Source organism: Vibrio sp. B1-2 (assembly GCF_963888445.1).
GTDB classification, from domain to species: Bacteria; Pseudomonadota; Gammaproteobacteria; order Enterobacterales; family Vibrionaceae; genus Vibrio; species Vibrio anguillarum.
The window spans coordinates 247,032-267,870 of sequence record NZ_CAWPJH010000033.1; the positions used below are offsets into that span (position 1 = coordinate 247,032).

19 protein-coding genes and 1 tRNA gene are annotated in these 20,839 nt (G+C 46.5%); 15 read left to right on the forward strand and 5 right to left on the reverse strand.

Features of this window, described 5'->3' with window-relative positions; all coding sequences use genetic code 11:
* Nucleotides 1–5: 5 nt before the first annotated feature.
* From AACQ75_RS11040 to rnd, 5 genes are all read left to right on the forward strand, one after another.
* Nucleotides 6–311 (forward strand): chromosome partitioning protein ParA, encoded by a 306-nt coding sequence (locus AACQ75_RS11040; RefSeq protein ID WP_170888650.1) that lies wholly within the window; start codon nt 6–8, stop codon nt 309–311.
* 15 nt (nt 312–326) lie between these two features.
* Nucleotides 327–890: a Slp family lipoprotein gene (locus tag AACQ75_RS11045; protein ID WP_017047796.1), complete on the forward strand. Its 564-nt coding sequence runs from the start codon at nt 327–329 to the stop codon at nt 888–890.
* A gap of 2 nt (nt 891–892) precedes the next feature.
* A complete protein-coding gene (locus AACQ75_RS11050; RefSeq protein WP_094147918.1) occupies nt 893–1,747 on the forward strand; it encodes an alpha/beta fold hydrolase in 855 nt (284 codons plus the stop codon).
* 102 nt (nt 1,748–1,849) lie between these two features.
* Nucleotides 1,850–3,544, forward strand: a complete 1,695-nt coding sequence (gene fadD, locus AACQ75_RS11055) for a long-chain-fatty-acid--CoA ligase FadD (protein WP_026028639.1) — start codon at nt 1,850–1,852, stop codon at nt 3,542–3,544.
* A gap of 97 nt (nt 3,545–3,641) precedes the next feature.
* Complete coding sequence (gene rnd / locus AACQ75_RS11060; RefSeq protein ID WP_094129506.1) at nt 3,642–4,760, forward strand: ribonuclease D; 1,119 nt, start codon at nt 3,642–3,644, stop codon at nt 4,758–4,760.
* A gap of 56 nt (nt 4,761–4,816) precedes the next feature.
* Here the strand turns inward: rnd and minE are convergent, their stop codons facing one another.
* The 3 genes from minE to minC are packed head-to-tail and all read right to left on the reverse strand — an operon-like array spanning nt 4,817 to nt 6,582.
* A complete protein-coding gene (gene minE / locus AACQ75_RS11065) occupies nt 4,817–5,083 on the reverse strand; it encodes a cell division topological specificity factor MinE (protein WP_010317176.1) in 267 nt (88 codons plus the stop codon).
* 4 nt (nt 5,084–5,087) lie between these two features.
* Nucleotides 5,088–5,900: a septum site-determining protein MinD gene (gene minD, locus AACQ75_RS11070; RefSeq protein WP_013857214.1), complete on the reverse strand. Its 813-nt coding sequence runs from the start codon at nt 5,898–5,900 to the stop codon at nt 5,088–5,090.
* A gap of 19 nt (nt 5,901–5,919) precedes the next feature.
* Entirely contained in the window at nt 5,920–6,582 is a 663-nt protein-coding gene (gene minC / locus AACQ75_RS11075) for a septum site-determining protein MinC (protein WP_013857213.1), read from the reverse strand.
* Nucleotides 6,583–6,781: 199 nt separating this feature from the next.
* Here minC and AACQ75_RS11080 point away from each other — a divergent pair, with 199 nt between their 5' ends.
* From AACQ75_RS11080 to AACQ75_RS11100, 5 genes are all read left to right on the forward strand, one after another.
* The gene (locus AACQ75_RS11080) at nt 6,782–7,063 is read left to right on the forward strand and encodes a YcgL domain-containing protein (RefSeq protein ID WP_017044579.1); all 282 of its coding nucleotides are present in this window, start codon (nt 6,782–6,784) and stop codon (nt 7,061–7,063) included.
* A gap of 23 nt (nt 7,064–7,086) precedes the next feature.
* Nucleotides 7,087–8,055, forward strand: a complete 969-nt coding sequence (locus AACQ75_RS11085; protein WP_013857211.1) for a lytic murein transglycosylase — start codon at nt 7,087–7,089, stop codon at nt 8,053–8,055.
* Nucleotides 8,056–8,116: 61 nt separating this feature from the next.
* Complete coding sequence (locus tag AACQ75_RS11090; RefSeq protein ID WP_170888651.1) at nt 8,117–9,064, forward strand: LysR family transcriptional regulator; 948 nt, start codon at nt 8,117–8,119, stop codon at nt 9,062–9,064.
* Nucleotides 9,065–9,282: 218 nt separating this feature from the next.
* Nucleotides 9,283–10,488: a NupC/NupG family nucleoside CNT transporter gene (locus tag AACQ75_RS11095; RefSeq protein WP_013857209.1), complete on the forward strand. Its 1,206-nt coding sequence runs from the start codon at nt 9,283–9,285 to the stop codon at nt 10,486–10,488.
* Between the two features lie 378 nt (nt 10,489–10,866).
* Entirely contained in the window at nt 10,867–13,404 is a 2,538-nt protein-coding gene (locus AACQ75_RS11100; RefSeq protein ID WP_170888652.1) for an Ig-like domain-containing protein, read from the forward strand.
* Nucleotides 13,405–13,509: 105 nt separating this feature from the next.
* Here AACQ75_RS11100 and folD read toward each other — a convergent pair whose 3' ends face one another.
* Nucleotides 13,510–14,370, reverse strand: coding sequence for a bifunctional methylenetetrahydrofolate dehydrogenase/methenyltetrahydrofolate cyclohydrolase FolD (folD, locus tag AACQ75_RS11105; RefSeq protein ID WP_010317168.1), 861 nt, complete (start codon nt 14,368–14,370; stop codon nt 13,510–13,512).
* Nucleotides 14,371–14,571: 201 nt separating this feature from the next.
* Here folD and AACQ75_RS11110 point away from each other — a divergent pair.
* Nucleotides 14,572–14,648, forward strand: a tRNA-Arg gene (locus AACQ75_RS11110).
* A gap of 233 nt (nt 14,649–14,881) precedes the next feature.
* Nucleotides 14,882–15,988 (forward strand): M23 family metallopeptidase, encoded by a 1,107-nt coding sequence (locus AACQ75_RS11115; protein ID WP_170888653.1) that lies wholly within the window; start codon nt 14,882–14,884, stop codon nt 15,986–15,988.
* Nucleotides 15,989–16,104: 116 nt separating this feature from the next.
* Here AACQ75_RS11115 and AACQ75_RS11120 read toward each other — a convergent pair whose 3' ends face one another.
* Entirely contained in the window at nt 16,105–16,518 is a 414-nt protein-coding gene (locus AACQ75_RS11120) for a VF530 family protein (protein WP_013857204.1), read from the reverse strand.
* Nucleotides 16,519–16,850: 332 nt separating this feature from the next.
* Here AACQ75_RS11120 and AACQ75_RS11125 point away from each other — a divergent pair, with 332 nt between their 5' ends.
* The 3 genes from AACQ75_RS11125 to AACQ75_RS11135 all read left to right on the forward strand — a co-directional run bounded on the left by AACQ75_RS11125 (nt 16,851) and on the right by AACQ75_RS11135 (nt 20,818).
* Nucleotides 16,851–18,182, forward strand: coding sequence for a ferredoxin reductase family protein (locus tag AACQ75_RS11125; RefSeq protein ID WP_170888654.1), 1,332 nt, complete (start codon nt 16,851–16,853; stop codon nt 18,180–18,182).
* Nucleotides 18,183–18,396: 214 nt separating this feature from the next.
* Nucleotides 18,397–19,296, forward strand: a complete 900-nt coding sequence (locus AACQ75_RS11130; protein ID WP_017044584.1) for a homocysteine S-methyltransferase family protein — start codon at nt 18,397–18,399, stop codon at nt 19,294–19,296.
* Nucleotides 19,283–20,818 (forward strand): BCCT family transporter, encoded by a 1,536-nt coding sequence (locus tag AACQ75_RS11135; protein WP_094144900.1) that lies wholly within the window; start codon nt 19,283–19,285, stop codon nt 20,816–20,818. Before AACQ75_RS11130 ends, AACQ75_RS11135 begins: the two co-directional genes overlap by 14 nt.
* Nucleotides 20,819–20,839 lie beyond the last annotated feature (21 nt).

A 20,839-nucleotide genomic window follows, 5' to 3' on the forward strand; every position in this document is an offset into this window, starting at 1 on the left:
ACAGTATGGTTTCAATTAACGGTTTACCTCCTGCGATAGTGCCCGGTAGCAATAGGGCTAATCGCGCAAATAAGAACAATGGGGTAAAGAAAGGCGATGTCAAAACCGGAGTAGGCCAACCTACTAAGGTGGCGAATGCTGTTTCTCATTCAATTCGTCATGTCGATCCATCAGAGATTCATCAGGCTAATCTGGAATACGATCTTCCTGAAGGTCGATCAAGAAAGGCGATGGAAGAGTACATGGACGTGATGAACCAAGCAAAAAAAGAGGAACTTGCTCAACTGCTTGGAGTCGATATCTACATCTAATCCAACAAGGTCATTATGATGCGATCTTTTTCCACTTCTAAAACGCTACTGCTGTTATCGTCCACATTGTTGCTTGGTGCATGCTCAAGCTTACCGGATGATCTTCGTGCCAGTAGTGATGCCGTGATCACCGATTACGCCACTTGGGTCAATACGCCAACCAATGAGCAAGATGAAGTCCGGCTGGGCGGCGTCATCGCCAGTGTGACTAATTTGGCGGATAAAACACGGATTGAAATAGTCAATTTGCCAATTAGCTCATCAGGCCGACCTGATATCGACCGCGAACCGCAAGGGCGTTTTGTTGGCTATGTTGACGGGTTTGTTGACCCAGTGGCTTATGCTAAAGATCGTTTGGTGACGCTAGTGGGAACCAGCCTTGCTCCAGAAAAAGCCAAAGTAGGTGAGTTTGAATACACTTTCCCAACCATGGCCGTAAAAGGGCTACATTTGTGGCGAGTTGAAGAAAGAGTGGTCGTGAATGATCTCGGTACTTATATGTACCCTTGCCACAGCTTATATTGTCGTCAAATGTACATTGGTGCTCGTGAAGGGCGCGTGGTACAAGAAGTGAAATAGCGATGCAACAAAAACAGTACTCTCTTGCGCAAGGAATGATTGCGACTCAAGAGTTGGGAAACGCACAAACGGCCGACTTATCGGTCGTTTTTTTGCATGGTTGGTTAGATAATTCATCCAGTTTTCTTACCGTTATCAAAGCGTTAAGTCACCTTAATCCACAGTTACACCTTTGCGCAATCGATTTACCGGGACATGGCCTTTCAAGCCATAAAGCCGACGGTCATTTTTACCCATTTCATGACTATATTGATGATATTTACTCATTTTTGCTCAACTTATCGCCAAACAGGTTAGTGATCGTAGGGCATTCCCTTGGTGCTTTAATCGCAAGTTGCTATAGTGCCGCCTTTCCTGAGCAAGTCGCAGGATTAGTTCAAATCGAAGGAATGGCTCCATTGGCTGAATCGCCACTAGAGAGTGTGGCCAGGCTGCGCAATGGCGTACTCAGCCGCCAGCGGATCCGGCGTAAGCCTCGTCGTAGGTTACCGAATTTAGAATACGCTGTTGCTCGCCGAGCCGAAGTCAACCAGTTAGAAGCAGCCTTGATCCAACCCATCGTTATTCGAGGGGTTGAGCTGTGCAATGACGAGTGGTATTGGCGTCATGACCCACAGTTAAACAGCGATTCCTTGTATCGCATGTCGTATGAGCATGCTCAGCACATAATGGCGCACATCCAATGCCCACAACGTGTGATTCTCGGTACACACGGTTTTTCTGAGTTACGAGCCGCTCGAGGCTATTTCGCCGATGATCGGCAAGAGATGTTCACTATTTCTGGTGGTCATCATTGCCATCTTGAGCAACCTTCGCAAGTCGCCGAACTAATTTTTGGCTTAGTTAACAAAATTTAAACAAGTGTTTGAGTGTTTCGTGCTCAAGCGCTTTGGCTGTGCTGTAATAGCGCACATAAAAATATCGCCGTAGAGCAGCCGCCAATAACGAGGAGTATTACCGTGGAGAAACCTTGGCTTTCACGCTATCCAACTGACGTACCTGAATTCATCAACCCTGATCAGTACCTCTCTTTGGTCGAAATGTTTGAGCAATCGGTTCATAAATATGCCGATCAACCAGCCTTTATGAATATGGGTTCGGTCATGACTTTTCGTAAACTGGAAGAGCGCAGCCGAGCATTTGCCGCCTATTTGCAAAATGAGCTAAAGCTGAAAAAAGGTGATCGTGTCGCCTTAATGATGCCTAACCTATTGCAGTATCCGGTCGCGTTATTTGGCGTATTACGAGCCGGGTTGATTGCGGTGAATGTTAACCCGTTGTACACCCCGCGAGAGCTTGAACATCAACTGAATGACGCCGATGCAAAGGCGATCGTCATCGTCTCGAATTTTGCCAATACCTTAGAGCAAATTGTTGAAAATACCTCGGTAAAACATGTGGTATTGACCAGCCTTGGACAGATGTTACCTAGAGCAAAAGGGACGTTGGTTGATTTCGTTGTGAAATATGTGAAAGGGATGGTGCCAAAATATGACTTACCAGGTGCCATTTCCATGCGTAAGGCGTTGCACAAAGGTCGCCGTTTACAGTATGTGAAGCCTTTTATGTCTGGCGACGACATTGCATTTTTGCAATATACCGGTGGTACAACCGGTGTGGCAAAAGGGGCAATTCTGACCCACCGCAACATGATTGCGAATGTGCTCCAAGCAAAAGGGGCATATGGCCCAGTATTGGCCGAAGGCCGCGAACTGGTTGTGACGGCATTACCGCTTTATCACGTATTTGCACTGACCGTAAACTGTTTACTGTTCGTCGAAATGGGTGGGCGTAACCTATTGATTACTAATCCACGCGATATTCCAGGCTTTGTCAAAGAGCTGCAAAAGTACCCATTTACTGCCATTACGGGGGTGAATACGCTGTTTAATGCGTTGGTCAACAACGAAGATTTCCATGAACTTGATTTCAAAAATCTTAAGCTTTCTGTTGGTGGTGGCATGGCGGTACAGCGCGCGGTGGCCGATCAGTGGAAAAAAGTGACGGGTATCCACCTGCTTGAAGGTTACGGTTTGACTGAATGTGCACCACTGGTGACAGGTAATCCTTATGATTTAAGTGATTATTCGGGAGCAATTGGTTTACCCGTACCTTCAACCGAAGTGCGTATCGTTGATGATGAAGGCAAAGTGTTGGCTTATGATCAAGTCGGTGAGTTGCAAGTGCGTGGCCCACAAGTGATGCAAGGTTATTGGCAAAGACCGGAAGCGACGAAAGAAGTGATTGATGCCGATGGTTGGCTCTCTACAGGCGATATCGTCAAGTTTGATGAGCAAGGAATGGTCTATATTGTCGATCGCAAGAAAGACATGATTTTAGTCTCTGGATTCAACGTCTATCCTAATGAGATTGAAGATGTGGTTGCACTGCATGGCAAAGTATTAGAAGTGGCCGCTATCGGCCAGCCTCATGAAGTGTCTGGTGAAATCGTCAAGATTTATGTGGTTAAGCGTGATCCGAGCTTAACCAAAGATGAAATCATTGCCCATTGCCGTAAACATTTGACTGGCTATAAAGTGCCTAAGTTGATTGAGTTTAGGGAAGATTTACCAAAGAGTAATGTGGGTAAAATTTTACGCCGCGTACTTCGTGAAGAAAATGATGCGGCAATTGAACAAACAAAACGTGCCTAAGCATCAAGTCAGTATGAAAAAATAGTGCTAGAATGCCGACTCAAACCGTCGGCATTTTTATGTCCCCTCTAGTAGGGTTGCCCAAAGTGAGCCATTAGTGAACTACCAAATAATTACCCAGCCTAACGACCTACAACGTGTATGCCTTGCCGCGCGAGATGCCGATGTGGTGATGCTCGATACCGAGTTTGTCCGAGTGCGTACCTTTTACCCACAGCTCGGATTGATCCAGCTTTATGATGGTGAAAACCTCTCTTTAATCGACCCACTTGCCTTTGATGACATGGCCCCTTTTGTCGAGTTACTGCAAGACACCTCCGTGCTCAAAGTGCTGCATGCGTGTGGTGAAGATCTCGAAGTTTTTCATAATGCATTTGGCTGCACACCGTTTCCAATGGTCGATACTCAAGTAATGGCGGCCTTTCTCGGTCATGGACTGTCTACCGGATTTGCCGCATTGGTCAATGAATTCTTAGGGATTGAAATTGATAAAAGTGAATCGCGTACTGATTGGTTAGCAAGGCCTTTATCGCAAAAGCAGTTGGATTACGCTGCCGCCGATGTGTTTTATTTGCTGCCGATTTACGAGAAATTACTCGATAAAGTGACGCAGGCGGGCTGGTGGCAAGCGGCGCAGCAAGAATCTGAACTATTGAGCATCAAACGCATTAAACAGACTAATCCGGATTTGGCCTATTTGGATATCAAAGGGGCATGGCAACTAACACCGCAAGAATTAGCGATTCTCAAACCCTTAGCTACTTGGCGCTACGAAGAGGCGGTACGCCGTGATTTGGCGCTCAATTTTGTGGTCAAAGAGACAGATTTGCTGACTATCGCTCGTTTGGGATTGACGAGTGCAAGCCGTATGATTGATGAAGGGGCCGATCCGAGATCGATTCAACGCCACAGTGCCAAAATCATTGCATTGGTGAAAGCGGGCCAGCAGACTCCGGCTGATCAATACCCACCTAAAATCGACCCTTTGATGGACTATCCCGGCTATAAACAGTTGTTTAAACGGTTGAAAGATGAAGTCAAATCAGTGTCTCAAACTACGGGTTTAGCGACTGAATTTTTAGCCTCTAAAAAACAGCTCAACCAGCTATTGAGTTGGGTGTGGAAGAAAGAGAGAGATCCCGCGCAATTGCCGGATGTGATGCAGAGCTGGCGCTTACCTATTCTCGGTGAACGGCTCAACAAATTGGTTGAGTAAAATTGGTTAGTAAAGAGAAAGAGCCTGCAATTTTGCAGGCTCTTTTATCATAAGGATTACTTTTCTTCGTCTGGCAGTTTCACGTTCAATTCCAGCACAGAGATATCATCATCTTTGTGCTCAAAAGAGACTTCAACCATCGAAGGGTCAACCGCGACGTATTTGGCGATCACCTTGAGAATGTCTTCTTTCAATTGAGGCAAATAGGTCGGTGCAGGGTCATTTTCACTACGACGTTCGGCGACGATAATTTGCAAACGCTCTTTGGCAAGGCTTGCTGAGGTCGTTTTCTTTTGTGGTCGGAAAAACTCAAGTAGAGACATAATATTAACCCCCGAAAAGTCGTTTAAAGATGCCCTTTTTCTGCTCCGTTAGAAAACGAAACTCGACTTCTTGCCCTAATAAGCGCTCGACAGCGTCAGCATAAGCTTGGCCTGCGTCTGATTGATCGTCAAAAATAACCGGAACACCTTTGTTGGAGGCATTAAGCACCGCTTGGCTTTCTGGGATCACGCCAAGTAAAGAGATATGTAAAATCTCTTCAACATCTTCCACGCTCAACATTTCACCTTGTGTCACGCGAGTAGGGTTATAACGAGTCAATAAAAGGTGCTGTTTAACAGGCTCTAACCCTTGCTCTGAGCGCATTGATTTGGAATCCAAAATCCCTAAAATGCGGTCCGAGTCGCGCACGGAAGAGACTTCAGGGTTCGTCGTTACAATCGCTTCATCAGCAAAGTACAAAGCCATCAACGCGCCTTGCTCAATACCTGCTGGTGAGTCGCAAATGACGAAATCAAAGCCCATCGTATCGAGTTCATCCAAAACGCGCTTTACGCCCTCTTTGGTGAGCGCATCTTTATCACGGGTTTGTGAGGCAGGCAGAATAAACAAGTTTTCGGTGCGTTTATCTTTGATCATCGCTTGGTTAAGTGTCGCCTCACCGTTGATGACGTTGACAAAGTCGTACACCACGCGGCGCTCACAACCCATGATTAAGTCAAGGTTACGCAGACCGATATCAAAATCGATGACCGCTGTCTTTTTACCTTTTAAAGCCAAGCCAGAAGCAATTGCTGCGCTTGAGGTTGTTTTACCAACGCCGCCTTTTCCTGACGTTACAACAATAATGCGTGCCATTATGTTTTCCTTGTTAATTTTAAATCGTGAGCGTTTCAAAATGCAGTGAATCATCAACCATGCTGAGCATCACTTTCTTCTGCCAAAACTCACTTTCAATTTGATCGCTAAGCCAATAATTTCCAGCAATGGAGACCAGCTCTGCTTGTAAATCGTGACAAATAATTTTTGCTTCCGTTTGGCCGCTGGCACCGGCAATGGCCCTTCCGCGCAGTGAACCATGAATGTGAATTGAACCATCGGCGATCACTTCGGCCCCCGCGCTGACGTGATTGAGGATCACTAAATCGCTATCTTTGGCATACACTTGCTGGCCAGAGCGAATGGGCGTGCGAATCACCTTGGTTGGCGCGATTTGAGCAGGTGCTTGAGAAGGCGACTTGCTTGCCGCCATCACGGCAAAGCCGGCTTCTGAGGCTAAGTTTTGGCTGCGTTTATCACGGCAACCTGTCACACCGACCGGGATCATTCCCGCTTCAGTGATGCCTTGTTTAAGTATCGCAAAATCAATATCGCCAATCACTTTAGCAATATTGATCACCACAGGTGCAGAGGCAAAAAAAGCAGGAGCTTGGGCGACTTTTTCCTTGAGAAACTCAACGGTATTGGCAACTTCACTGTCGCAAAGGTGTAACACTGACAAAGTAAAACTGCTACCTTTTAGGTCAGGAGTATTCGACATCTTATATTGACCTCAATAACTAATGGCTTCACTAGAAAGGGCGTTGCCTGAAACTAGGGTTGTCATGTTATATTCCCTGACTTAGCTCAGCAAGTTATCTTGCGGTCAAATGTTTGTTTTAATCTCAAATTTGGTAAAAGTTTAACGTTTCTAACTTAATTGGCTCGAAAAGCCAGTTTATTACAATAAAAGGTTTGTCATGCTTTGCTCTATCTACAAAAGCTCTAAAAAAGAAGGTACCTATCTCTATATCCCCAAAAAGGATGACTTTTCACAGGTTCCTGACACATTAATGGCGATGTTCGGTAAACCTACTTTAGTCATGGTAGTGAAACTGGAAGGGCGTACACTTGCCCAAGTGAACATTGAAAAAGTAAAAGAGTCTCTAGAAAATGAGGGCTTTTTCCTACAGTTACCGCCACCGCCACAAAATTTATTAGAACAATATAAGCAGCAAAAGGCTCAGCAAAAAGATAGCTAAGTTTTCAGCTCAAGGAGGACGATTTGAGAAAGTTATTGTCAGTCGTATTGGGATTAAGCCTCTCCACGCCATTGATGGCGAATGAGGTTAGTTTTGAACACTATGTGGAAGGCTTGAAGCAGCAAGCACGAAATGAAGGCATTTCAGAGCAAATTTTAATCGATGCGTTTAAAAATGTGGAGTACAAGCCACGTGCTGTGACGGCCGATCGCAATCAACCAGAAAAGAAACTGACGCTGGATGAATATATCCCACGCGCGGTTCCAGAATGGAAAGTGAACCAAGCAAAGGCGCTGTATGAAAAGCACTATGCAGAGCTTAGCCGTATTGGCGAGCAATATGGCGTACAGCCGCGCTTTATCGTGGCTTTGTGGGGCGTAGAAAGTAATTTTGGTGCGTTGACCGGTGGTTTTAGTGTTATTGATGCGCTGACGACTATGGCTTATGACGGTCGTCGAGAAGAATTTTTCCGCAAGGAGACGATGGCCGCGTTGCAAATTCTACAGCAAGGTCATATCCAAGCTGATGAGATGAAAGGTTCATGGGCTGGCGCGATGGGACAATGCCAGTTTATGCCGAGTTCGTTTTTGGCGTTCGCTTCCGATGGTAATGGCGATGGCAAAAAAGACATTTGGCGCTCAAAGGAAGATGTATTCGCGTCGACGGCCAATTATCTCAGCCAATCGGGATGGGATGATAAATACACTTGGGGCCGTCAAGTTAAAGTTCCGCATGGCTTTGACCGCACTTTAGAAGGGCGACAGCCCGAAAAAGGGAAATCATTGAGAGAGTGGAACAAGCTCGGTATTACCCGTTACGAAGGTAAACCACTGCCTAATTTAGACAACGTTCAAGCTTGGCTTATCATGCCAGATGATGAAAATGGCCGCGTTTACTTGGTATACAACAACTATAATGTGTTGATGAAGTGGAACCGTTCATATTATTTCGCCCTCGCGGTGAGCCATTTGGCGGATAGAATTACCTATTGATTTGAACCTTAATTGAACGCAAAGGGCTCATCATGAGCCCTTTGCTATTTCTGGAGAGCGTGTGCTAGTTGAACGTGCAGGGCAAATGGTGATATTTGCTGCGTTAATCAAACATCAAGGCTTTACCGCTGCGGCCAAAAGCTTAGGCGTATCAGTATCGCATGTTAGTAAGCAGTTGGCCTTACTGGAAGCCTCGCTCGGGGTGAAGCTCGTTCAGCGAACCACCCGCAGCTTCACCACAACCGAGGCTGGAGAGGCTTTTTATCGCCATTGTATTGCGGTCGTTGGGTTGATGGATGCTGCGCAGTCTGAAATGGAAAGCCAGCGTGATGAGGTGTCTGGGCTGATTAAGCTTGGTCTTTCACAGTCGTTTGGTTCTTTGCACATTTTGCCAGCACTGGAGGCGCTTCGTCAGCGTTATCCAAAACTGCAAGTGGAAGTGCATTTGTTCGATTATCGAGTCGATATGCTCGAAGAAGGGCTTGATTTGTGGGTGACCAACAACGAACATTTGCCGGAAGGGTACGTGGCGCAACGTCTCGCCGATTGCCAATTTGTGCTGGCGGCGTCACCGGAATACTTATTAAACCATTCACCCCCTCAGACACCCAGTGATCTGTTAGGTCACAACTGTCTTATCTACCGCAGTTGGGAGCGAGATTACACCAGCTGGTCGTTTGCCAATCCAGAGCAAAAGGTCAACATCAATGTGTCGGGTAACTATTCGGTGGATTTAGCCGAAGCCGTCCGTGACGCCGCCGTGGCAGGGTGGGGTGTTGCTTACTTGGCGACTTATTTAATTCGAGATGAATTTCGAACCGGTAAACTGATCCAGTTGTTGCCAGATTGGCACGCAAATCAAAACATGCCTTTTTATGCGGTTTACCCGAGCCGACAACATATGCCGAAGAAAACCTCAGCCGTGATTGAATTTATCAAGGCTTTAATCGGTACACCTTGCTACTGGGATACTCAGTTAGAGCCTTACATCCGTTTGACAAAAGTGTAATGAGTACGAATTATTATTTCCAAACTCAGAAACATCTTTTCTATATGGAAAATATAAGCCTAGGCAATCGTTTAGCTTGTTACAAATCAACAGCTTGAAACAAGAGGGTTAAGGCTGCTATTTTTAAGCACACCTCTGTAACATTTGCGACTTGCGCATTCGTTTTCGCACGATAGAATGCGCGCCTTTCCTATCCCCGTTATCTGGATTGACAGCAAATGAACTCATTACTTGGCGTCGTCGCCATCTTATTTACGGCTTGGCTACTTTCTACCAATAGAAAAAACATCCAACTTAGAACCGTGTCGCTCGCTTTTTTATTGCAAGTAGGCTTTGCACTATTGGTTCTGTATGTCCCTATGGGGAAAGAAGTGCTCAACAGTGTCACGGGTGCGGTATCGAATTTGATCAATTATGGGCAAGAGGGAATTGGCTTTCTCTTTGGCGGTTTAGCCAATGGTAGCGTTGGTTTTGTGTTTGCGATTAATGTGCTTGGCATCATCATTTTCTTCTCCGCTTTGATCTCCGGTTTGTACCACATTGGTTTGATGCCTAAAGTGATTAATTTGATTGGCGGTGGTTTACAAAAATTATTGGGTACGGGGCGTGCAGAGTCACTGTCAGCCACGGCGAACATTTTTGTCGGCATGATTGAAGCGCCGTTAGTCGTTAAGCCCTATTTAAAGCACATGAGTGATTCGCAATTTTTTGCGGTGATGACGTGTGGCTTAGCCTCGGTTGCGGGTGGTACGTTAGTGGGCTATGCCTCACTGGGCGTTAACCTTAACTATCTTATTGCGGCGGCATTTATGTCAGCTCCAGCCGGTTTGTTGATGGCGAAAATTTTGGTGCCGGAAACCGAAGCGCAAAGTCAGCAGGTGGCCAACGAAGAGGTTGAGATACCAAAAGCAACCAATGTGGTTGAAGCCGTGGCTGATGGGGCAATGTCTGGGCTTCGTATCGCGGTTGCGGTTGGGGCAACGTTACTGGCCTTTATCAGTGTGATTGCGCTACTCAACGGCCTATTGGGCTGGGTGGGCGGTCTGTTTGGCTTAACCCTTAGTTTTGAATTGATTTTAGGCTACCTATTTGCTCCAGTTGCGTGGCTGGTGGGCATTCCATGGAGCGAAGCGATGACGGCAGGCTCACTGATTGGTAATAAAATTGTCGTGAACGAGTTTGTCGCTTTTATCCAATTGATGGACGTAAAAGATTCGCTCAGTGAACATTCTCAAGCGATTGTAACTTTTGCTCTGTGCGGCTTTGCCAATATTTCGACCATGGCAGTATTGATCGGTGGTTTGGGCAGTTTGGTGCCAGAGCGTCGCAGCTTCATCTCTCAATATGGTTTTCGAGCGATCAGTGCTGGCGTGCTGGCTAACTTGATGAGTGCTGCACTTGCTGGGGTTATTTTGTCGCTATAAACGTAGCGTTTCTATTGGTTACGAAAACCCACCATACATTTTGTATCTTCGATGCCGGCTAACAGAGCCGGCATTTTTATCCATCCATCTCACCAAAATAATATTGACCATATCAATTTCTCAACGACGTGTGATTAGGTGAGTTCGTGAAGTCCGCCGAAAAAGATTTGCAAGCGGTGTTGATGTTGAAATCATGCCGTGATTTTGAGCTGAGATAATTAAAATTATCAGTTATTTAGAGTGCAATTCTCGTCCTCTAGCTTATTAGTTATATACCCTGCCTACTTGATGTTGCCTTGTTTTTATCTCGCGTATTGCAGGCCACCACGTCAAGTTACTTGGGAACGGGTTAATTATTCATAAGCAAAGGAGAGAACAATGAGTTCTTATCTACTCAGAGCCGCCATTATTACAACGTTAGGGATAAGCTACCAAGCTCAAGCCTATAACTGTGATGGCTTGGGCTCTTGGGATACGGCCGCCATTTATACGTCCGGCGATAAAGTGACGCAATCTAACGCAGCCTATCAAGCTAACTATTGGACGCAGGGAAATGATCCTGCAAGCAATAACGGCCCCTGGGCATTTTGGCTATCACTCGGGCAGTGTGACAGCGGTGGCAATGTTCCACCCACGCTAAATCTCGTTTCTCCTGCCAATAATGCACAAATCCCACAAGGCAGCTTAATCACGCTGCAAGCCACGGCGTCTGATAGCGATGGTAGCGTGGCACAGGTTGAATTTTTGATTAATGGCGTGTCGATCGCCGTCATCACACAAGCGCCTTTCCAAACCGATTGGACTGCCGCTTTAGGCGCAACCCAAGTGACTGCAATTGCCACTGATAATCAGGGTGCGACTACGTCAACAGAGTCAACCATCTCGGTTACGCCTGTTGGTGGTTTAGTGCCTCCTTCCATCTCCTTAACCAGCCCAACAGGTGCTGAGCAGCTAGCGGCTGGTGACTCATTGACGCTAAGCGCTAATGCTACCGATTCGGATGGAACCGTCACGCAAGTTGATTTTTATGTGGATGGACAACTCGTCGCTTCAGATACTTCAGAACCTTATGCCCACGATTGGACTGCTGTCTCAGGCTCTCACACCTTTAAAGCCAAAGCGACGGATAATGATAACCAAACGACTCATAGCCAAGAGGTCGCCTTGGTTGTATCTGGAGGCTCAAGTGGTGGTTGTGCAGGTTTAGCAACCTATGTGGCGGGTAGCAGTTACGCTGCGGGCGAACTGGTGCAAAACAATAATCAAAAGTTCCGTTGTGATATCGCAGGTTGGTGCTCTTCCAGCTCAGCGTGGGCCTATGAGCCGGGCAAAGGAAGTTATTGGCAAGAAGCGTGGACAGGAATGGGCGCGTGCGCCACGCCACCTACCGTTTCATTGACAAGCCCTGCTGACAATGAAGTGATTCTGGCTGGTTCTACCATCCTGCTCAGCGCACAAGCTAATGATGCCGATGGCAGTGTAGTACAAGTGGAATTTCTTGTTGATGGCACGAGCCTTGGCGTAGTAAACCAAGCGCCTTATTTGGTTGAGTGGGTTGCGAGCAAGGTCGGAAGTACCACACTCAAAGCCATCGCAACCGATAATGACAATAATAGCGCTGAAAGTCAGATTAACGTTTCAGTAAGCGATCAAGCGTTAGTGGTGTCGTTAACATCGCCAACGTCAGGGCAAACCGTCGGTTTAGGTAAACCAGTCAATATTGCTGCCAATGCGACGTCACTCACTGGTGCTGTTTCTAAAGTCGATTTCTTAGTGAATGGAGCGGTGGTCGCAACTGATACCAGTGCGCCTTATGCCTACACTTGGACACCTACGGCTATCGGCGAATACACAGTGGCTGCGCAAGCTTATGATGCAGGCAGTAGTGTATTGTCAGACGCAGCTGCCGTGAAGGTGGTTGAACAGACACAGAAAAAGCACAAATTGATCGGTTACTGGCATAATTTTGTCAATGCTGCTGGCTGCCCAATGCGTCTCGCTGATATGTCTGATGCGTGGGATGTGATCGATATTGCATTTGCCGATAATGACCGCAACAGTAATGGAACCGTGCATTTCAATCTTTTCGCAGGCGATGCGCATAGTAGCTGTCCCGCCTTAGATGCTACCCAGTTCAAGCAAGATATGGCGGCTTTGCAAGCCAAAGGCAAAGTTTTTGTTTTGTCACTTGGTGGCGCGGAAGGCAACATTACGCTCAATACTGACAGTGATGAAGCGCACTTTGTTGATAGTTTGACGGCGTTGATCAAAGAGTGGGGTTTTGATGGTTTGGATGTTGATTTAGAAAGTGGTTCTAACTTAATGCATGGCTCGCAAATTCAAGCGCGCTTGGGCCGGGCATTAAAGCAAATTGAAGCCAACATCGGCGGTGATATGTACCTGACCATGGCACCAGAACACCCTTATGTTCAAGGCGGAATGGTGGCTTATAGCGGCATTTGGGGTGCGTATATTCCTATCATCAATGAGGTTCGTGACACACTCGATCTACTTCATGTCCAGCTCTATAACAACGGTGGGTTACCAAACCCTTATCTACCGGGTGCAGCACCTGAAGGTTCGGTGGATATGATGGTCGCTCAATCAAAAATGCTGTTAGAAGGGTTTGATTTGGCCGATGGTTCACGCTTTGAACCACTGCGTGACGATCAAGTTGCAATCGGTTTGCCTTCTGGCCCGAGCTCTGCCAACTCTGGGCAAGCGCCCACGCAAAACATTCTTGATGCGTTGGACTGCTTAACCAAGGGAACCTCTTGCGCGACGGTGAAACCGAGTTTCAACTACCCTAACTACGGTGGTGTGATGACATGGTCTATTAACTGGGACGAACACGACGGCTACAATTTCTCTACGCCAATAGGCAACAAACTAACGCAAATGAATAATGCCCAATAAAGGCTAAGTTGGTTTATAACGCAAGAACCCCAGCGCAGTGCTGGGGTTCTTTTTGGCTCGCTGATCATAGCTATCAATAACCACTAGCAATAATCAATAACAAGATCAGTTATTGGGGTGAAATTGTTCGCACGCCAACAGGGTGTTTTCAATCAAACTGGCAACCGTCATTGGCCCGACACCACCCGGAACAGGGGTGATCAAGCTTGCTTTGGTGCGAGCTACATCGTACTCGACATCGCCAATCAGTTTGCCTGACTCCAAGCGGTTGATGCCCACATCAATCACCACGGCACCTTCTTTAATCCATGCACCGGGAATAAAATTGGGTTTACCAACAGCCACCACCAACAAATCAGCTTGGCGAACATGGTGCTCTAAATCTTTAGTGAAGCGGTGGCATGTGGTTGTGGTGCAACCAGCCAGTAGCAGCTCTAACGTCATTGGTCGGCCGACAATATTGGATGCGCCCACAATCACTGCATGCTTACCACGCAGTTGAACGTTATAGCGCTCAAGCAAAGTGATGATCCCTTTGGGCGTGCAAGAGCGCAGTTTAGGAATGCGTTGGGCTAAACGGCCCACATTGTAAGGGTGAAAACCATCGACATCTTTTTCAGGAACAATGCGTTCAAGCACATGGGTTGTGTCAATCCCAGCAGGTAAGGGCAGTTGCACTAAAATGCCGTCAATTTCAGGGTCGGCATTGAGCTTATCGATTAACGCCAGTAGCTCCTCTTCACCTGCAGTGGCCGGAAGATCATAGGATTTAGAAACAAAACCCACCTCTTCACAAGCACGACGTTTGCTGCCGACATACACTTGTGACGCAGGATCTTCTCCCACCAGCACCACCGCTAGCCCCGGAGCTCGAAGACCCACTTGAGTGCGAGCTTTTACCCGCGCCGCTACTTCAGAGCGAACCGTCTGGGAGATGAGTGTCCCATCAATATTTTGAGCAGTCATGGCTTTCCTTACACATTGGTCGCAAATATTTTTGGGCGCATTGTCGCAGATATTTAAAGTAACATCTATAAGCAAACGTTTGCTTTGTTCTGTTTTTCGTCACATGGTTAGCGAATGGCAGTTTTTTAGGCATTTGAAACAGAATGCTAGAGAAAGCGATTGATTTACGGAGTTCAACTCGTATAATCCTGTCCCTGTAGCGCGCCCTTAGCTCAGCTGGATAGAGCACGTCCCTTCTAAGGATGTGGTCGTAGGTTCGAATCCTACAGGGCGCGCCATTTATTCAAGAAAGCCCCGATAACTCAAAAAGTTGTCGGGGCTTTTGTTTTTCATGTTCATCCGTTCGGTTTTTTACTCCGATGGTACTTTTGTGCAGAGTGTTGATAATTTCATCGCTTTCATCTTATTACATCTTGCTCCTACTGGCCTCGCAAAGCGCACCTTCTTAGCTATCCCACGAATATTTTGTGCCACACTCTATGTGAAATTTAATTCATATGGAGGGTGCGTAATGAATCTAACCAAATCTTCTTTAGTGACATGGTTTATCTGTTTTAGCCCAATGGTGGTAAGCCATCAGTTGTATCCTGATGTCGATACTCCACGGCTTAACGAAGCGCAGCTTGCAGAGAGTCAACTGCCATTTTCTCTGATTAGCGATGATGAGTTTGTTTTTCGACCTCATCAACGTCCTTTCAATATTGAAGATTTTATTGGTACCCATCAGCTACATTGGCTTGAGCTTGTCGAGTCAGTTAGCCATTGGGCTGGGGCAACGGGGGTTGATCCTCGAGTGTTATTGACCACTTTAGCGTTATTAGAACAAGAGAGTGCTTTGGATCAAAGCTTGGACGATAGACAGCGGCAGATCAAAGATATTGCGAATCAACTGTCTCAGCGTTTCTATCACTATCAAGAAAGTTCATCGGCTCTTCAATACAATGCTGCGACGTTAGCGGTCATGCAGCAATTGAATCGGGTGGATGATTGGGCATTATGGAAATCGCAATATGAGCTTTGGTTTGGTGCTTTCAGCGAACCACAAAACACACCAGCTCCTATGCGTATGGGAAACCTCATTGCTTCGCCTAGTGAGGGGTTTATGCAGTGGCCATGGCGCAAAGGGTATCAGTGGATACCTAACGGTACGCATGCGCACAGTGGTTCAGGCTTTCCGCTTTCTTCAATCGACGTTTCTTACGATTGGCCAGCTTGGGGCGCGCCAACTTACAGTGTAACGGCCGCGCATGATGGCTACGTGTCGGTGATGTCTCGGTGCCAACTGCGCGTGACGCATCCAAACGGTTGGGCGACGAACTATTACCATATGGACGGAATCCAAGTCGCGAATAATCAGTGGGTGACGAAAGACAGTAAGTTGGGTGTTTATGCTAACCAGCGTTCCATTGCTTTGTGTGAAGGTGGATCGTCCACCGGTCCTCACTTGCACTTCTCATTGCTTTATCAAGGGCGTTTTCAATCTTTACAAGGTGTGAGTTTTGGGCCATATAAGGTTCAGACTGGGCGATATAGTTACGATAATCATTGCCAATATACATGGCTGTATGACCAACGTAAGCAGCAGAAAGTCTGCTTATGGCAACCTATTTATAATTAAGGTTCACGCTGAAATGTTGTGATGGAAAATGTTGGTGCAAGGTTCTCTTACACCAACATTCATTTTGTGCTCAACCGATTTGTTGTGTCGTGAGCCGATCACTGACTTATCGTTCTTTAACGACGAAACGAACGGTTACGTGCGGAACGCTCTTTATGGGCAGAAGCCGCTTTAGCCTGTGAGTTTAAAATGGAATCAACCGTCAGCTCCATTGGCTCTTTAGGTTTGAGGCCATGTGGGAAAGTGCGCGCGCGCGGTGGCAGATCATATTCTTCAGCTGAAGCGCGTGGCATACGTTTAAAGCGATATAGGTAGAAGTTTTCTACTTTCTCTCTCGCCCAATCGGTTTTATTGAGATATTTCACGCTGCTGGCAACCGATGGGTTGGTATGGAAGCAGTTAAAACGCATTGCCGTATCGAGAATATCCCAACCGTAAAAATCCACTAGTTCTTGCAGTAATGTTTCTAACTTAAGACCGTGTAATGGGTTATTTCTTTGTAATTCAATTCTTTCTTCTTCAGTCATCATAACGAGTTCCTAAGTAGTTCACTAACCGAGGCCAGCAGGGGTGTATGGTTTTCGTTGGTTTTTTATTCAAACAACGTGGCATCACGAATGATCATCTCTTAACACGCTAGTTGAAGGGGCCGCATTCTAACAGAATTCAGTGACCCTCCCTAAGATTATCGTGCGGAAGATCAGCGTTGTTTGATTGGTCAGATTTTTCTGCGTTCAATAAAAAGGATATAGCGCTTAAAGAGCTTGGATTGCCGTCTTTACACAGATTTACTTGTTACTTCATCTACTTTACGTTGTGCTTGTTACTCTTAGATAACCTTTCTATTTAAGTGGTTATTGTGATGAGCAGAGTAAGCAAAACGGTATTGATTGTGATGGTGGTTGCCTCGGTATTATGGATGCAAGCCGAGCCAACGCTTTTTGTGTCTCAAAACCTCTTCAAGTGGCGATCGGCTTTTATACAGTGGTCAGGCATTTTGGCCATTGTGGCGATGTCATTGGCTATGGTGCTGGCGCTTCGTTTGCCCCTTGTTGAACAGTGGACACAAGGAATCGATAAAGGTTATCGGATACATAAATGGCTGGGCATTTCGGCCACGTTGCTTGGTTTATTTCACTGGCTTTGTTACCAGATACCGAAATGGATGATCGCACTTGAGCTCCTGACTAAACCTAATCGGCTCAATGGCTCTGGCCCACAGGGGAACTTGTCGGGTTTTGCGCTTTGGGTAAAAGAGATGCGCCCGATTGGGTTAGCCATTGGCGAATGGGGGTTCTACTCATTATTGCTGCTGGTGGGTGTATCACTGTGGCTAACCATTAAATACAAACCGTTTCGCTTATCGCACCGTTTGATGGCGGTGGTGTACCTTTTGCTAGCTGGGCATTCGGTATTATTGTTGAAAAAGGCGTATTGGGGCTGGCCGATTTATTGGTTAGTGTTGATGTTTATAGCGCTTGGCTCCGCGGCAGCAATCTACAGTTTGCTTGGATTTGTGGGCCGAAATGCACGTTATTCAGCGAAGATTAGCGCATGCCACTACTGCGCAGCGAGCCAAACGTTAGATTTAAGAATTAAGATGGAGAAACCTTGGCCCGGACACAAAGCAGGGCAGTTTGCCTATTTGAGTTTTGTTGGCGAAGAGCCGCATCCGTTTACTATTGCTTCGTACAATGAGGCTAATGAGATGCGATTTTTGATCAAAGAGCTCGGCGATTTTACCACTGGCCTTTATAAGAGAATTACCGTGGGTGAGCCGATTGAGGTCGAAGGTCCATATGGACGATTTGAGTTTTATAGTGATAGGCCACAAGTCTGGATTGGTGGCGGTGTCGGCATCGCTCCATTTATGGCTGGGTTAGATTATTTACACACGGTAAAAGCGCATCCGGCTACTTATCTGTTCTTCTGCTGCCATCATGCAGAGCAAGCCCTGTGTGATGAGCTTAAGCAGAAAGCATTGCGTGCAGGTGTCTCCCTCACAGTGATTGATTCAAGCATTGCGCCGCATTTGTCTGCCGAGACTATTGCTCGCCAGTGTGGTGATTTAAGTGGTTTTGAGTTTTTCTTTTGTGGCCCTGTTGCGTTTTCACGGACTTTAAAACAGGCGTTGAAGCCTTACCATGTAGACGTTGAAACTCAGTTCCATGAAGAGTTGTTTATGATGCGTTGAGTATTTGTTGTGAAATGGCCAAGCCCCATGTTTTCTAAGAATTACAGCACGAATGACAGCATGAACAACAGATAGTGACCTTGCGAAAAAGAATAGATAAATCAAGTCACTTACTTGAATAAAATTCATATTGCACTTCAATGTTATTCACTATGATCTTGCTCACAGTATGCTTCAATGGCACTGACCAATAAAGCATTATGGATACGATATTATGAGCAAATTAACCCTTCTTGATGGTGGCATGGGGCGTGAATTAAAAAGAATTGGCGCTCCTTTTTCTCAGCCACTTTGGAGCGCGCAAGCGCTGATTGAATCTCCACAACATGTTCGTTTAGCTCACCAAGGATTTATTGATAGCGGTGCCGACATTATCACGGTGAATAGCTATGCGTGTGTCCCTTTTCACTTGGGCGAGTCACTATATCAAACCGATGGTGCAAGGTTAGCGAACTTAGCCGCGCAGATTGCTGCGGAAGTAGCACAACAGTCAGAACGTCCGATTTTAGTGGCGGGTTCTATGCCACCGGCTATGGGAAGCTATCGGCCTGATCTCTTTCAAGCCGAAGTCGCACGAGCGATTTCACTCACTTTGTATCAAGCACAAGATCCTTATGTGGACGTCTGGTTAGCGGAGACGATTGCCAGTTTAGAAGAGTTGAGCATGATTCAATCGGTGTTTGCCTCATCAACCAAGCCTTGCTATTACGCACTGACTCTGAAAGATGACTCTAATATCGCACAATTGCGTTCTGGGCAGTCAGTGTCTGAAGCCGCAGAACAAATCTATTCTGCGGGTGGGGCGGGTATTTTCTTTAACTGCTCAATACCCGAGGTGATGGCTGATGCCATTCAACAGGCGAAAATGGTGTTGGAAGGCCGAGCGCAAAAGATTGAAATCGGCGTTTATGCAAACAGTTTTACGCCGATTAAATCGGATCACGCCGCTAACGAAACCGTACAAGCCATGCGTGAGTTTAGTGCAGAAGATTATCTCGCATTTGCCAAGCAGTGGTATGCCCTCGGTGCAACCGTGATCGGCGGATGTTGCGGCATCACCCCTCGCCATATTCAAGCACTTTATGAATGGAGGCGCAGTTTTGAAAAATCTTAATTATGGATTGGCTTTTCCTGCGATTGCGTTAGTGCTTGTTTTGTTAACGGTATCTGCGCTTTATCCAGCCACCTCTCAAGCGATGGCGGCGCAAGCTATGGGCTGGGTGAGCCACTGGTTTGGCTGGTTAGTACAGATGGCAAGTTTGGCGTTAGTGGTTTTTTTACTGTGGCTGGCGTGTTCGAAATACGGCCGCATTCGTTTAGGTGAAGAAAAAACCGAATACAGTAATTTTTCTTACGGCGGGATGATTTTTACCGCTGGCGTCGGGGCGTCACTCATTTACTGGGCGATAGGTGAACCGATGTATTACTTACAATCACCGCCGTTATTTGCTGAGCCTAATAGTTATCCTGCTGCGGCATGGGCCGTTACCTACTCTATTTTTCATTGGGGTATTACAGGCTGGGCGATTTACTGCTTTCCAGCGATTCCGTTTGCTTATGCATTTTATGTACAAAAAAAACGCACGTTAAAAGTTTCCAGTTTGTGTTCTTCGGTAGTGGGTGACCATCCTTTGGTGGCAAAAAGTATCGATCTATTGTCGATTTTTGGTACGTTGGCCGCGTTTGCTAGCTCGCTGGCCTTAACTGTGACCTTGGTCAGCGCTGGTGTGGCAGAGCTGTTACAGATTGAGAATAGCCTTGGCTTACAAGGCACAATTATTGTGCTTTTTGTGGCTGCGTTAGTGGTTGTGATGGGGGTTGGTTTTAATCAAGGCATCAACATGATTTCTAACTGGACAGTCAGCATGGCGGTGTTGTTTGCCCTGTTTGTATTATTGGCGACTCAACCTTCTTTCATTCTTAATAGTTTCACTGACTCACTGGGCGTGATGTTGGATAATTTCTTTAGAATGTCATTGTGGACAGACCCTGTTCAGCAAAGTGGTTTTGCACAAGGCTGGACTCAGTACTATTGGTTTTGGTATTACGCGTACTTGATTATGATGGGCCTATTCATCACGCGAATTTCTCGTGGACGAACGATTCGTGAAGTGGTTTTGTACACCATCTCGATGGGCGCTTTGGGCTGCGCATTTTTTATCTCCATTTTTGGTGGCTATGCGGTGTGGGCTCAAATGCTGGGCGGTTTACCCGTTCAGGGCTGGATGGCAGAAGGTGGCTTAACCTACGCAGTGGTTTCATTGATAAAAACCTTACCTGGGGGAAATGGGGTGCTTGGGCTATTTCTACTCATTCAGTTTTTATTGATGCTGACCACTATGTCCAGTGCGAGTGTTGCGACGGCGATGCTCACCACCAATGAATTGGCTTTGAATGGTGATCCTGATAATCGAGTAAAATTGCTTTGGGCCTGTGCGATTGGGCTGATCAGTTTAAGTGTATTTTTGGCTGGGGGAGGGATTGAAACCATTAAGTCGCTTTGTGTGGTCGCAGGCCTTCCTATGATGTTCATTTACGCCATCATGCTCAAAACCTTTTTACATACTTTAGGCATTTTGCCCAATCAGCATGAGCGGGAATCTGATCAAGAACCCGTGTTAATGAAAGTCACTTAAAGCAAGCCTTAACCTTATAGC